Genomic DNA, 12,180 nt, shown 5'->3' with positions numbered 1-12,180 from the left:
ACGATGCATGCGACACTCGCGAGACATCTCCGCGTCTCAGTGAAACATCGCCATGGCCACCTTCGACCGCACCCGCCTGCCCCGCCTCTGCTTCTTGAGCTACCGCCAGATCCGCGAATTCGCCATGCCGGTGGTCGCCGAATACACCGGCAGGGCCGAGATCGAGGTGGTCGATGGCACCTTCGGCGGCGCGCTCGCGATCGCGCGCGACCGGCTGGAGCGCGGGCTGGTCGACGTGTTCGTGAGCGCAGGCTCGAACGCGAGCATCCTGCGCGCCGGCCTGGAAGCGCCGGTCGCGACCATCCAGCTCGGCGGCTTCGACCTGCTGCAGGCGCTGATCAAGGCACGCCGCATCGCGAACCGCGTCGGCGTGGTGATGTACGGCGACACCATCCCCGAGCTCGACGCGGTGAAGGACCTGCTCAACATCGAGATCACGCAATACGCCTACCAGACCCCCGACGACGCCCGCGAGCGCTTCGAGCAGCTGCGGCGCGACGGCTTCGAGGTGATCGTCGGGTCGAGCCTGGTGGTAGAGCTGGCCGAGGAAGCGGGACTGCACGGCTTGCTGGCCTATTCACTGGCGAGCGTGCGCAAGGGCTTCGACGACGCGCTCGAACTGGCGCGTGTGGCGCGGCTCGAAGCCGGCCGCTACGAGCAACTCAACGGCGTGCTGCACAACCTGCAAGAGGCCGTGCTCGCGGTGAACCGGGACAACCGCATCATCGCGGTCAACCCGCCGATGCAGGCGCTGCTGGGCCAGGCGCACCGCCCGCTGCTGGGCCAGCGTCTCGACCAGGTGGAGCCCGAGCTTTCATTGCAAGGCACGCTGGACGCCGGCACCGCCGAGCGCGCCGCCGTGCAGCGCTACCGCCAGCGCGACTGGATCGCGAACCGCACGCCGATCCGCGAGCACGGCGAACTGGTCGGCGCGGCGCTCACGCTCTACGACGCACACCGCATCCAGGAGGCCGACACCAGCCTGCGCATGCAGCAGCGGCGCCACCAGAATGCCGCGAAACACGGCTTCGACAGCTTGGTCGGCCAGAGCCCCGCCTTCCTGCGCGCGGTGAGCGCCGCGCGCCGCTTCGCGCGGACCGACATGGGCGTGCTGATCGCCGGCGAGAGCGGCGTCGGCAAGGAACTCTTCGCGCAGGCCATCCACAACGACAGCGTGCGTGCCGACCGCCCCTTCGTCGCCGTCAACTGCGCCGCCTTTCCCGAGGCGCTGCTGGAGAGCGAACTCTTCGGTTACGAAGAAGGCGCCTTCACCGGATCGCGGCGCGGCGGCAAGCGCGGGCTGTTCGAGACGGCGCACACCGGCACCCTGTTCCTGGACGAGATCGGCGACATGCCGGTGTCGCTGCAGACGCGGCTGCTGCGCGTGCTGCAGGAGCGAGAAATTACCCGGCTCGGCGCGACCGCGCCGATCCCGGTCGACGTGCGCGTGATCGCCGCGACCCACCAGCCGCTCGAAGACATGATCGCGGCCAAGCGCTTCCGGCAAGACCTCTACTACCGCATCAACACCCTGCGCCTGCCCTTGCCGCCGCTGCGCGAGCGTGGCGAAGACATCGCGCTGCTGGCCCAGGCGCATGCCACCCGCTGCCTGCAGCGGCTGGGTTCGCCGCTCGATGCCGATGCCGCACTGGCGCCGCTGCTGCCGCGCTTCATGACCTGGGACTGGCCCGGCAACGTGCGTGAGCTCGAGAACATCTGCGAGCGCGTCGCAGTGTTCCTGCTGCAGTTCGACCGCATCGACGACGTGCGCTGGGACGAGTTGCGCCACGACTGCCCGGAGTTGTACGCACGGCATCCGCAGGGCACGCTGTCGACGCAAGACCGCGTGCTCGAAGCGATGCGGCTGGCCGAGGGGAACCGGCAGCGGGCGGCGCAGCAGCTGGGGGTGAGTCGGTCGACGTTGTGGCGGTGGTTGAGGGAGTTCGAACTGGAGCCTGCTGCTGCGAAGCCCCCGGCGGACTGAAGCGCTTCAGTCGGGCTTGATCCCCGCCTCCGCAATCAACTTCGCACTGCGCGCCATGTCTTCCGCGAGCAGATCCTTGAGCTGCGTCGCCGACCCGGCCTTCGGCTCGTAGCCCTGGTCGAGAAAGCGCTGCTTCACCTGCGCGTCGTTCAGCACCTTGTTCAGCGCCGTATTGAGCGCTTGCACGATCGGCTGCGGCGTTGAAGCGGGTGCGAACAGGCCGTACCACAGCTCGGCCCGATAGTTCGGCACGCCCGCCTCGGCGATGGTCGGCACGTCCGGCATCAGCGCCGTGCGCGTCGGCGTCGCGACGCCGATCGCGCGCAGCTTGCCGCTCTGGATGAAGGGCTTGACCGAGGACAAGGTCAGCACGCTGGCCTGCGTGTGCTTGCCCAGCAGGTCGTTGATGGCCGGGCCTCCGCCCTTGTACTGCACCAGCGTGAGGTTGGCGCCCGTCATCTTGTTGAACAGCTCTTCGGCCAGGTGGTGCGGCGTGCCGTTGCCGGGCGTGGCCCAGTTCATGGTGCCGGGCTTGGCCTTGGCTTCGGCGATCAGCTTGCCCACCGAGTCGATGGGCAGTTCGGCATTGGTCACCAGCACCAGCGGCGCGGTGGCGACCATGCCGATGGGCTCGAAGGACTTGACCGGGTCGAAGCCCAGGTTCTTGTAGAGCGCGGCGTTGATCGACAGCGTGTTCGAGCCGAAAAGGATGGTGTAGCCGTCGGCCGGTGCCTTGGCGACCAGGTCCGAGCCGATGTTGCCGCCGGCGCCGCCGCGGTTGTCGATGACCACCGGCTGGCCCAGCATCTCGCTGAGCTTGGGTGCCATGTCGCGCGCGATGATGTCGGTGCCGCCGCCCGCCGCGAAAGGAACGACGAGGCGGATCGGCTTGTCGGGGTACTTCTGGGCCAGCGCGGGAAGGGGTGCGGCGATCGCGGCGAACGCGACGGCCAAGGTGGTTCGCAGCAGCTGCCGCTTGACGATCTTCATGGTGTCTCCTGTTCTTGTGGTGGGTGCTTCGGCGCTCAATCGGCGGGCGGCAGCTCGACGCCGAAATGCCGTTGCAGCACGTCCGCCACCAGTTCGTAGCACGAGCCGACGCGCACCACGTCCATGGTCTGGAAGTTGATCAGCGTGGCGGAGCGCTGGTAGCGGTGGTATTTGCGCAGGCCATGGTCGACCACGACGTCGGCGAGCGACAGCAGTTCCTGCGGGATGTCCTGCACGCGGAACTTGGTGCCGGTGTTGGTGAGGTTGGCCGACGAGCCGAAGATCGGAAAGCACTCTTCGCGGCTCAGGCGGCACAGCTCCCGGTGCAGGGGGCCGGCATTGAGCAGCATCGCCACCGTGCCGTCCTTGGTGCTGCCGACCAGCGCGGTCGGGTCCAGCGCGCGCATCAGCGGGTGTTCGGTGCGGTAGGGTGCGATGGCGCCGATGGGCAGGTCGTAGGACTCGGTCAGGCAGCTCACCATGGCGCTGGCGCGCTCGTCGAGCACGTGCAGCTCGCGGTGGATGGTCATGTCGCCCACCATCGCATTGAGCTTGGTGGGGGCCCGGCCCTTGGCCTTGAAGATGCGCGCCAGCGAAGCCGCCGAGCCACCCGCGATGGTGTAGCCGACGTCGACCGGAAAGATCGCGATGCCGCCCTTTTTCAAGGCGTCGAAAGCGCGGCGCGCGTCGGCGCCGATGTCGGGGAGCGTGAAGGTCGGTGAGTTCATGGCCGCGAGCGTACGATCCGCGCTTCGGTAAGACAATTCGATTGTTCTTATCCATCGATCCGGTTTTTAAATCGACGGCACTTCCGAGCATTCCCGATGAACGTGACGATCCGACATCTGCGCGCCGCAGTGGCCGTGGGCGCCCATGCGAGCTTCCGCCGCGCCGCAGAGGCCGTGCATGTCTCGCAGCCGGCCTTGTCGCTGGCCATCTCCGAGCTGGAGCGCGAGCTGGGCGTCACGCTCTTCGACCGCACCTCGCGCCAGGTGTCGACGACAGAACTCGGTGCATCTTTTCTTCAGGGCGCCGTCCGGGTGTTGGGGGACTTCGACCGGCTGGTGCAAGAGGTGGGCGACGTCGCCAAGTCGCGGCGCGGCCGGGTGATGGTGACCTGCGTGTCCTCGGTCGCGGGCCGCGTGATGCCATTGGCCATCCGGCGCTGTGCGCAGCGCTACCCCGAGGTGGAGGTCAGCATGCAGGACGACGTGGCCGCCGGCATCCTGGCCTCGGTGCAGGCCGGCGCCGTCGACCTGGGCGTGACGGTCGAGCCCGCCGCGCCCGGCCACGGCATGGTCTTCGAGCCGCTCAAGCAAGACCGTTTCCACTTCGTCTGCGACCGTCGCCATCCGCTGGCCGCGAAGCAGCGCGTGGCCTGGGCCGACCTGAACGGACAGCACCTGATCGCCCTGTCGACGTCGAGCGGCATGGCGCGCATCGTGCAAGACGAACTCACCCGCAACCACGTGGTGCTGGCCCGTTCCACCGCGGTGTCGCACCTGGCGACCGTGCATGGCATGCTCGAAGCGGGCTTCGGCATCGGCGTCCTGCCGACCATCGCGCTACCGGTCGCGGACCATCCGACCCTGACCTCGCGGCCGCTGGTGCGCCCCGCGCTGAGCCGCACGATCGGGATCTACCGGCGCAAGGACAGGGCACTGGCGCCAGCGGCCGCGGCCTTCGTCGAGATGCTGCGCGAGGTGCTAAAGGAGACGGCCTGAGCCGTCAAGGCGCTTCGGTGCCGCGATCGGGCGACGAGCCCGCGCTCACCACGCGCTGGTCGTCGTTCAGCGTGGCGACGAACACCATCGACGAACTCGGCGGCTGCACCCAGCGCCATTCCCACTCGGTCTGCTTCTTCAGCGGGTAGGGCGTGCGCTTCGCGGGCTTGCCCAGCAGCTTGCGCAGGTCTTCCATGGCCATGCCGAGCTGGACCTTGGCGAAGTTTTCGGGGGTGAGCACCTGGCGCAGCGCGGCCATCTTGCCGTCGGGGCCGATGGTGATCATGTAGTTCTTCTGGCCCTGCGGCTGGCGGTTGTATTCGAAGACGCGGCCGGCCGGCGAATCCCAGATGTTCTCGGGCTCGCCGAAGCGCGCGCGAACGTCCGCTTCGGTGGCCACGCCCTCTTCCAGTTCGCTGATGCGCTTGGGGTCGCAGGCCGCCAGGCTGAACATCAGCGCCAGCAAGGCCATGCAAGGAAGCGCACGCAGCCCCGCGAAGCGACGCATCACTGCGCGAAGCAGTAAAGCAGGCCGCCGCCGCCGGTCGTTTTCAGAGCGTCCAGGCCGCAGCCGCGCGTCGCGTGCGACGAATTCCAGGACTTGGCCGGCGCGCTGTCGTCCAGGCCCGTGCGGTCGTGGTGCCCCACGATGGCCGAGCCTTCGCCGCTCTTGGTCCAGTTGCCGCAGGTGTTGTCCTTGGCGTCGCTGACGGCGCGGCCGTCGGGGCTGGAGCCGGTCAGGATGTCGTGCAGGTTGACCGCGTCGCCGCGGCCGCTGATGACCTCGCCCTTCTCGGTCAGCGCAGTCTGCTTGTTCAGCTTGCTGCCGGGGCCGTGCAGCTCGTCCACGCTGGCGGCGACCTGGTCGCCCTTGACGTTGAACCAGGGGCCGCTGCCGATGCGGTCGCGCGCGTTCACCGCAGGGCTGCCGGCCATGGCGCTGTTGCTCAGGTAGGCGCGCCAGGTCTTGCCGCCGGCGCCGGCCCTGGATGCCAGGCTCTGGCAATAGGCGTCGGCACCGGTCAAGCCGCCGAAGTCCGCGCCCTTGCCGGGGTTGGCACTGGTGACGAAAAAGCTCGTCTTGCTCTGCGACGAACCGGACATGCTCCCGCAGGCGGCCAGGGTGGCGATGGCCGCGGCGGCGGAGACGAGGTACAACGAATGGCGGCGCATGGGCGGACTCCTTCTTGTGGTTGGGATGGCCCACCCTAACGCGAGACGCCGCCGGTCACAAGCAGGAATCGCCGGGTGTCGGGATGCGGAATCCCGCCCCGGTAAAATCGCCCCGCCTCAAAGGTCCCACGCCATGTCCCTCTTCGCCCGCCCCCACTACACCTCCGAAATCACCAACTTCATCGAAGACATGAAGCAGAAGAAGCCGACGCTTGAAGCCGAGCAGCGCGCCGCCGCGGCCTCCTCTGGGACAAGCACATCGACCGCAACGCCCAGGCGGAATACGGCGAGGCCCGGGTGGCGCAGCAGCCTTACGTCTACCAGACGCACGCGAAGTAAGTCAGTGCCGATCCGGCCCGTCACGACCCACCGGGACCCGGCCGCGGCCGACGAGGCCAGTACGGCCGGCACCGAAGTGGTCGTCGACGAAGACGCGCCGCCTATCGGCCCCATGCCCGAGGTGGTCGACCAGGTCGCGCTGGCCCGCCTCTACGGCGAGCCGCTGTTCGCGCTGCCGAACGACCTGTACATCCCGCCCGAGGCGCTGCAGGTCTTCCTAGAGGCCTTCGAGGGGCCGCTGGACCTTTTGCTCTACCTGATCCGCAAGCAGAACTTCAACATCCTCGACATTCCCATGGCGGGGCTGACGCGCCAGTACCTGACCTACGTCGACCAGGTGCGCCGCACCAACCTCGAGCTCGCGGCAGAGTACTTGCTGATGGCCGCGATGCTGATCGAGATCAAGTCGCGCATGCTGCTGCCGCCCAAGAAGACGGCCGACGGCGAAGAGGTCGAGGACCCGCGCGCCGAGCTGGTGCGGCGCCTGCTCGAATACGAGCAAGCCAAGCTCCAGGCCGCCGCGATCAGCAACATGCCGCAGGCCGGGCGCGAGTTCTGGAAGGCGCAGGTCTACATCGAGCAGTCGCTCAAGCCGCGCTTCCCGGACGTCAATGTGGTCGACCTGCGCGATGCGTGGGCCGACATCCTCCGGCGCGCCAAGCTCGTGCAGCACCACAAGATCACGCGGGAGGAACTCAGCGTGCGCGAGCACATGAGCATCGTGTTGCGGCGCCTGCAGGGCCGCCAGTTCGTGGAGTTCGAGAAGCTGTTCGAAATCCACCGCGGCACGCAAGTGATGGTGGTCACCTTCATCGCCATGCTCGAGCTGGCGAAGGAGACGCTGATCGAGATCACCCAGGCCGAAGCCTTCGCGCCCATCTACGTGCGCCTCGCGTACTCTCCCGCCTGATCTTTTTCATTCGCTTCCCATGGCAACCCTGGACTTCGACGTTCTGATCGTCGGCAGCGGGCTGGCCGGCCTCAGCGCCGCGCTGCATCTCGCGCCCACCCACCGCGTGGCGGTGATCACCAAGCGGGCCGTGTCCGATGGCGCGAGCCAGTGGGCGCAAGGCGGCATCGCCGCGGTGCTGGGCGAGGAAGACAGCCTCGAGTCCCACGTCGACGACACGCTGGTGGCCGGCGCCGGCCTGTGCGACCTGGCGGCCACGCGCTTCGTGGTCGAGCATGCGCCCGGCGCCATCGCCTGGCTGCGCGAACTCGGCGTGCCCTTCTCGCTGGAAAACGGCGAGCTGCACCTGACGCGCGAAGGCGGCCACAGCCAGCGCCGCATCGTGCACGCCACCGACGCGACCGGCGCCGCCGTGCAGCGCACGCTGATCGAGGCGGTGCACCGCACGCCGAACATCACGCTGTTCGAGCAGCACACCCTGGTCGACCTGATCACCGGTAGCAAGCTGGGCCTGAAAGACCCGGCCTGCCTGGGTCTCTACGCGCTCGACGACCTCACCGACGAAGTGCTGACCTTCCGTGCGCCGCACACCGTCCTGGCCACGGGCGGCGCGGGCAAGGTGTACCTCTACACGACCAACCCCGACACGGCCACCGGCGACGGCATCGCGGCGGCCTGGCGGGCCGGCTGCCGGGTGGCGAACATGGAGTTCATCCAGTTCCACCCGACCTGCCTGTACCACCCGCATGCCAAGTCCTTTTTGATCAGCGAGGCCGTTCGCGGCGAAGGCGGGCTGTTCAAGCTGCCCGCCTCGGCCGGCGGCAAGCGATTCATGCCGGCGCACGACGCGCGCGCCGAACTGGCGCCGCGCGACGTGGTGGCACGTGCCATCGACTACGAGATGAAGCGGCACGGACTGGACTGCGTGCATCTCGACATCTCCCACCAGAGCCCGGCCTTCCTGCACGAGCACTTTCCGAACATCCTCGCGCGCTGCGCGGAACTGGGCATCGACATCACGCGCGAGCCGATCCCGGTGGTGCCGGCCGCGCACTACACCTGCGGCGGCGTGCTGAGCGACCTGGCCGGACGCACCGACGTGCCGGGCCTCTACGCCATCGGCGAGACCGCCTGCACCGGCCTGCATGGCGCCAACCGGCTCGCCAGCAATTCGCTGCTCGAATGCATGGTGTTCGCCCAGGCAGCCGCGCAGGTGATCGCCGGCGCGCCGGCGCGCGAGCACGTCGGGCTGCCCGCGTGGGACGACAGCCGCGTCACCGACGCCGACGAGACGGTGGTGATCTCGCACAACTGGGACGAGCTGCGCCGCTTCATGTGGGACTACGTGGGCATCGTGCGCACCAACAAGCGGCTGGAGCGCGCCGCGCACCGCATTGCGCTGCTCACCCGCGAGATCGAGGAGTTCTACGCGCACTTCCACGTGAGCCGCGACCTGCTCGAACTGCGCAACCTGGTGCAGGTGGCCGAGCTCATCGTGCGCTCGGCCCAGGCGCGGCGCGAAAGCCGCGGCCTGCACTTCAGCCGCGACTACCCGGCGCTGGCCGCGCCCGCGGCACCGACCATCTTGGTGCCGCCGTCCGTCTGAAACCGGGTGCAAAGTACCGGGGCGGGTTTTTTCTTCGGGTGCTTCTCCACTAGCATTCGGCGGCTTGACGCGGTTGCGCCCGACGCTGCCGCCGCCGCCCCGCCGTCGCAGCTGCGCGCGGGCTTCTTCGTTTCCCCCGTCCCGAACCTCCCCATGTTCCGTACCCTGCTCAAGTCAAAGATCCATCGCGCCGTCGTCACCGATTGCGAGCTGCATTACGAAGGCTCCTGCGCCATCGACGAAGACCTGCTGGAAGCCGCCAACCTGGCCGAGAACGAGCAGATCCACGTCTGGAACATCAACAACGGCGAGCGCTTCGTGACCTACGCGATCCGCGGCCAGCGCGGCAGCGGCATCATTTCGCTGAACGGCTCGGCCGCGCGCCGCGCCTCGGTGGGCGACCTGGTCATCATTGCCGCGTTCGGCCTGGTGCCCGAAGACCAGGTGCGGGGCCACAAGCCGAAGCTGGTGTTCGTGAACGACGCCAACCACGTCAAGGAAGAGCGCGCGCACATCCCTGTGCAGGCCGCCGCGGCCGAAGCGGTTCTCGCCTAGCACCAGGCCGACCGGCGGCGCCGCGCCAGCGGCGCACGACGTTGTCTCATCTCGCATCCGCGCAGACGATCGGCTGCGCCATGCCGAAAGCCCCACCATGTCCGTTACCCCCCCTGCCGGCGCGGCCACGCCGTACGGCACTCTGCCGCCGGCCTCGCCGCCTTCGCAGCGCAAGCCGCTGAGCCTGCCGCGCCTGGCCGACATGCATGCGCGCGGCGAAAAGATCACCATGCTGACCGCCTACGACGCCACCTTCGCCGCCATGGCGGATGCGGCCGGCGTCGAATGCATCCTGGTCGGCGACTCGGTCGGCATGGTGTGCCAGGGACTGCACAGCACCGTCGGCGTGACGCTGGAGACGATGCGCCACCACACCGAATGCGTGTTCCGCGGCCTGCACCGCGTGCAAGGCACGGCCTGGCTCGTCGCCGACCTGCCCTTCGGCAGCTACCAGACATCGCGCGAGCAGGCGCTGCAAAGCGCGACGGTGCTGATGCAGGCCGGCGCCCACATGGTCAAGCTCGAAGGCGGCGGCTGGACCACCGACACCGTGCGCTTCCTGGTCGAACGCGGCATTCCCGTATGCGCCCACCTCGGCCTCACGCCGCAGACGGTGCACGCGCTGGGTGGCTACCGTGTGCAGGGCAAGGGCGAGGCGGCCGCGGCTGTGCTGCGCGAGCAGGCCCTGGCACTGCAGGACGCGGGCGCCGCGATGCTGGTGCTCGAAATGGTGCCGGCCACGCTGGCGGCCGAGCTCACCGACGCGCTTCAGCACTGCGCCACCATCGGCATCGGCGCCGGCCGCGGCACCGCCGGCCAGGTGCTGGTGCTGCACGACATGCTGGGCATGAACCTCGGGCGCATGCCGAAGTTCGTGCGCAACTTCATGCAAGACGCCGGCGGCATCGCCCAGGCCATGGCGGCCTACGTGCGGGCCGTGAAGGACGGCAGCTTTCCCGACGACCGGCTCCACGCCTGGTAGGACGACCACCCCATGCACATCGCACGCACCATCCCCCAACTGCGCGAGCACTTGGCCCGCTTTTCCCGCCCGGCCTTCGTGCCCACCATGGGCAACCTGCACGAAGGCCACCTCGACCTCGTAAGACAAGCCAGGCCGCTCGGCGACGTGACCGTGGCCAGCATCTTCGTGAACCGCCTGCAGTTCCTGCCGCACGAAGACTTCGACACCTATCCGCGCACCTGGGACAGCGACTGCGAGAAGCTGCGCTCGGCGGGCTGCGATGTGCTGTTCGCGCCGGACGAGAACGCCCTGTACCCGGAGCCGCAGACCTGCAAGGTGCATCCCGATCCCGCGCTGGCCGACATCCTCGAAGGGCATTTCCGGCCCGGCTTCTTCACCGGCGTGTGCACGGTGGTGATGAAGCTCTTCGCCTGCGTGCAGCCGCGCTTCGCGATGTTCGGCAAGAAGGACTACCAGCAGCTGATGATCATCCGCCACATGGTTCGCCAGTTCGCGCTGCCGATCGAGATCGTGGGGGCGGAGACGCGGCGTGCCGGCGACGGGCTGGCGCTGTCCTCGCGCAACGGCTACCTCAGCGAAGCCGAGCGCGCGGAGGCGGTGCAGTTGTCGAAGACGCTGCAGGCCATGGCCCAGGCGGTGCGCGAAGGCGAACGCGACCTGGCCGCGATCGAAGCCCGCGCCATGCGCGTGATGGAAGCGCGCAACTGGCATCCCGACTATATGGTGCTGCGCCGGCGCAGCGACCTGAAGGCGCCCGAAGCTGGCGACGCGCTGGTGGCCTTGGGCGCGGCAAGGCTGGGCACCACGCGGCTCATCGACAACCTGGAGATCGATGCGACTCCGTCTTCCGATGAACCGATGACCCGATGACCCGATGAGCTACAGCGTCAAGGAAATCTTCTACACCCTGCAAGGCGAAGGCGCGCAAGCCGGCATGCCGGCCGTGTTCTGCCGCTTCGCGGGCTGCAACCTCTGGAGCGGCCGCGAGCGCGACCGCGACGCCGCCGTTTGCCGCTTCTGCGACACCGATTTCGTGGGCACAAACGGCACGCTGGGCGGCCGGTTCGCGAGCCCCGAAGCGCTGGCCGAAGCAATCGCGCGGCAATGGCCGAATGGCGACGAACGCCATCGCCTCGTCGTGCTCACCGGCGGCGAACCGCTGCTGCAGGTCGACGACGCGCTCGTGGCCGCACTGCATGCACGCGGCTTCCGCATCGCGATCGAAAGCAACGGCACCATCGCCGCGCCGGCCGGCATCGACTGGCTCTGCATCAGCCCCAAGGCCGGCGCGGATTGGGTGCAGCGCAGCGGGCAGGAATTGAAGGTGGTCTGGCCGCAGCCGGGGCTCGACCTGGACCTGCTGCAGGCCGAGGGCCGCTTCGACCACCGCTTCCTGCAGCCGATGGACGGACCTTCGGCACAGGGCAACCTCGCGCTGTGCATCGACGTCTGCCTTCAGCGCCCCGCCTGGCGCCTGAGCCTGCAGACGCACAAGATGACCGGCATCCGCTGAGCGAAGTCACCATGTCAGCTTTGACCCGACTCACGCTCAGCCAGCGCTTCTTCTTCGACGCCGCGCACACGCTGCGACGCGACATCGAGACAGAAGGAAGCCGGCGCATCCACGGTCACACCTACCATGCCGAGGTGTCGGTCAGCGGCCCACCCGATGCGGCCACGGGCATGGTCATCGACCTGGGCCTGCTGCGCGAGCGCCTGCAGGGCGTGCGCCAGCAACTGGACCATCGCCTGCTCGACGAAGTGCCCGGCCTCGGCATCCCGACGCTGGAGAACCTGTGCCTGTTCATCGCCCGTGCGCTCTGCGACATGCGGCCGGCGCCCACGCAGGTGCGGGTGTGGCGCGAGGCGCTGGGCGATGCCTGCGTGCTGGCGATGGAAGACGCCAGGTAGCAG

Annotated in this window: 13 protein-coding genes and 1 pseudogene; 10 read left to right on the top strand and 4 right to left on the bottom strand. The window is 68.6% G+C overall.

Features of this window, described 5'->3' with window-relative positions:
• The first annotated feature begins 52 nt into the window (after window positions 1–52).
• Window positions 53–1,984, top strand: a complete 1,932-nt coding sequence (gene prpR / locus B0W80_RS20975) for a propionate catabolism operon regulatory protein PrpR (RefSeq protein ID WP_077001101.1) — start codon at window positions 53–55, stop codon at window positions 1,982–1,984.
• Window positions 1,985–1,990: 6 nt separating this feature from the next.
• Here prpR and B0W80_RS20970 read toward each other — a convergent pair whose 3' ends face one another.
• Window positions 1,991–2,974, bottom strand: a complete 984-nt coding sequence (locus B0W80_RS20970) for a tripartite tricarboxylate transporter substrate binding protein (RefSeq protein ID WP_077001100.1) — start codon at window positions 2,972–2,974, stop codon at window positions 1,991–1,993.
• A 35-nt stretch (window positions 2,975–3,009) separates the two neighbouring features.
• On the bottom strand, window positions 3,010–3,702 hold the full coding sequence (locus B0W80_RS20965) for a Sua5/YciO/YrdC/YwlC family protein (RefSeq protein WP_077001099.1): 693 nt from the start codon (window positions 3,700–3,702) through the stop codon (window positions 3,010–3,012).
• Between the two features lie 96 nt (window positions 3,703–3,798).
• On the opposite strand from B0W80_RS20965, the gene B0W80_RS20960 reads away from it, so the two are divergent.
• Window positions 3,799–4,698: a LysR family transcriptional regulator gene (locus tag B0W80_RS20960; RefSeq protein WP_077001098.1), complete on the top strand. Its 900-nt coding sequence runs from the start codon at window positions 3,799–3,801 to the stop codon at window positions 4,696–4,698.
• A gap of 4 nt (window positions 4,699–4,702) precedes the next feature.
• Here B0W80_RS20960 and B0W80_RS20955 read toward each other — a convergent pair whose 3' ends face one another.
• Complete coding sequence (locus B0W80_RS20955; RefSeq protein ID WP_077001097.1) at window positions 4,703–5,206, bottom strand: outer membrane protein assembly factor BamE; 504 nt, start codon at window positions 5,204–5,206, stop codon at window positions 4,703–4,705.
• Window positions 5,206–5,871, bottom strand: coding sequence for a hypothetical protein (locus B0W80_RS20950; RefSeq protein WP_077001096.1), 666 nt, complete (start codon window positions 5,869–5,871; stop codon window positions 5,206–5,208). Before B0W80_RS20950 ends, B0W80_RS20955 begins: the two co-directional genes overlap by 1 nt.
• 133 nt (window positions 5,872–6,004) lie before the next feature.
• On the opposite strand from B0W80_RS20950, the pseudogene B0W80_RS20945 reads away from it, so the two are divergent.
• From B0W80_RS20945 to B0W80_RS20910, 8 genes and pseudogenes are all read left to right on the top strand, one after another.
• Window positions 6,005–6,210, top strand: a pseudogene (locus B0W80_RS20945) (DUF3460 family protein).
• Between the two features lie 112 nt (window positions 6,211–6,322).
• Window positions 6,323–7,120, top strand: coding sequence for a ScpA family protein (locus B0W80_RS20940; protein ID WP_077001119.1), 798 nt, complete (start codon window positions 6,323–6,325; stop codon window positions 7,118–7,120).
• A gap of 19 nt (window positions 7,121–7,139) precedes the next feature.
• A complete protein-coding gene (nadB, locus tag B0W80_RS20935; protein ID WP_077001095.1) occupies window positions 7,140–8,726 on the top strand; it encodes an L-aspartate oxidase in 1,587 nt (528 codons plus the stop codon).
• A 153-nt stretch (window positions 8,727–8,879) separates the two neighbouring features.
• Complete coding sequence (gene panD / locus B0W80_RS20930) at window positions 8,880–9,281, top strand: aspartate 1-decarboxylase (protein WP_077001094.1); 402 nt, start codon at window positions 8,880–8,882, stop codon at window positions 9,279–9,281.
• 97 nt (window positions 9,282–9,378) lie between these two features.
• Window positions 9,379–10,263, top strand: coding sequence for a 3-methyl-2-oxobutanoate hydroxymethyltransferase (gene panB / locus B0W80_RS20925; protein ID WP_077001093.1), 885 nt, complete (start codon window positions 9,379–9,381; stop codon window positions 10,261–10,263).
• 12 nt (window positions 10,264–10,275) lie between these two features.
• Window positions 10,276–11,136 carry a pantoate--beta-alanine ligase gene (gene panC, locus B0W80_RS20920; RefSeq protein ID WP_077001092.1) on the top strand — a complete coding sequence of 287 codons (861 nt, stop codon included), beginning with the start codon at window positions 10,276–10,278 and terminating at the stop codon, window positions 11,134–11,136.
• Between the two features lie 4 nt (window positions 11,137–11,140).
• Entirely contained in the window at window positions 11,141–11,779 is a 639-nt protein-coding gene (queE, locus tag B0W80_RS20915) for a 7-carboxy-7-deazaguanine synthase (RefSeq protein WP_077001091.1), read from the top strand.
• Window positions 11,780–11,790: 11 nt separating this feature from the next.
• Window positions 11,791–12,177: a 6-carboxytetrahydropterin synthase gene (locus B0W80_RS20910; RefSeq protein WP_077001090.1), complete on the top strand. Its 387-nt coding sequence runs from the start codon at window positions 11,791–11,793 to the stop codon at window positions 12,175–12,177.
• Window positions 12,178–12,180: the final 3 nt, after the last annotated feature.

The sequence above is a fragment of the Variovorax sp. KK3 genome (genome assembly GCF_001984055.1).
In the GTDB taxonomy this organism is placed as follows: Bacteria; Pseudomonadota; Gammaproteobacteria; order Burkholderiales; family Burkholderiaceae_C; genus Variovorax.
The sequence above is the reverse complement of the archived record's forward strand: the minus strand, read 5'-3'. Positions and strand labels throughout refer to the sequence as shown.

Bases quoted from the DNA above. Each gene is read 5' to 3' on its own strand.
- B0W80_RS20940 (WP_077001119.1), top strand. From the start codon at position 6,323: ATGCCCGAGGTGGTCGACCAGGTCGCGCTGGCCCGCCTCTACGGCGAG.
- panC (WP_077001092.1), top strand. From the start codon at position 10,276: ATGCACATCGCACGCACCATCCCCCAACTGCGCGAGCACTTGGCCCGC.
- B0W80_RS20950 (WP_077001096.1), bottom strand. From the start codon at position 5,871: ATGCGCCGCCATTCGTTGTACCTCGTCTCCGCCGCCGCGGCCATCGCC.
- prpR (WP_077001101.1), top strand. From the start codon at position 53: ATGGCCACCTTCGACCGCACCCGCCTGCCCCGCCTCTGCTTCTTGAGC.
- B0W80_RS20970 (WP_077001100.1), bottom strand. From the start codon at position 2,974: ATGAAGATCGTCAAGCGGCAGCTGCTGCGAACCACCTTGGCCGTCGCG.
- queE (WP_077001091.1), top strand. From the start codon at position 11,141: ATGAGCTACAGCGTCAAGGAAATCTTCTACACCCTGCAAGGCGAAGGC.
- B0W80_RS20955 (WP_077001097.1), bottom strand. From the start codon at position 5,206: ATGCGTCGCTTCGCGGGGCTGCGTGCGCTTCCTTGCATGGCCTTGCTG.
- B0W80_RS20910 (WP_077001090.1), top strand. From the start codon at position 11,791: ATGTCAGCTTTGACCCGACTCACGCTCAGCCAGCGCTTCTTCTTCGAC.
- B0W80_RS20960 (WP_077001098.1), top strand. From the start codon at position 3,799: ATGAACGTGACGATCCGACATCTGCGCGCCGCAGTGGCCGTGGGCGCC.
- panD (WP_077001094.1), top strand. From the start codon at position 8,880: ATGTTCCGTACCCTGCTCAAGTCAAAGATCCATCGCGCCGTCGTCACC.
- B0W80_RS20965 (WP_077001099.1), bottom strand. From the start codon at position 3,702: ATGAACTCACCGACCTTCACGCTCCCCGACATCGGCGCCGACGCGCGC.
- panB (WP_077001093.1), top strand. From the start codon at position 9,379: ATGTCCGTTACCCCCCCTGCCGGCGCGGCCACGCCGTACGGCACTCTG.
- nadB (WP_077001095.1), top strand. From the start codon at position 7,140: ATGGCAACCCTGGACTTCGACGTTCTGATCGTCGGCAGCGGGCTGGCC.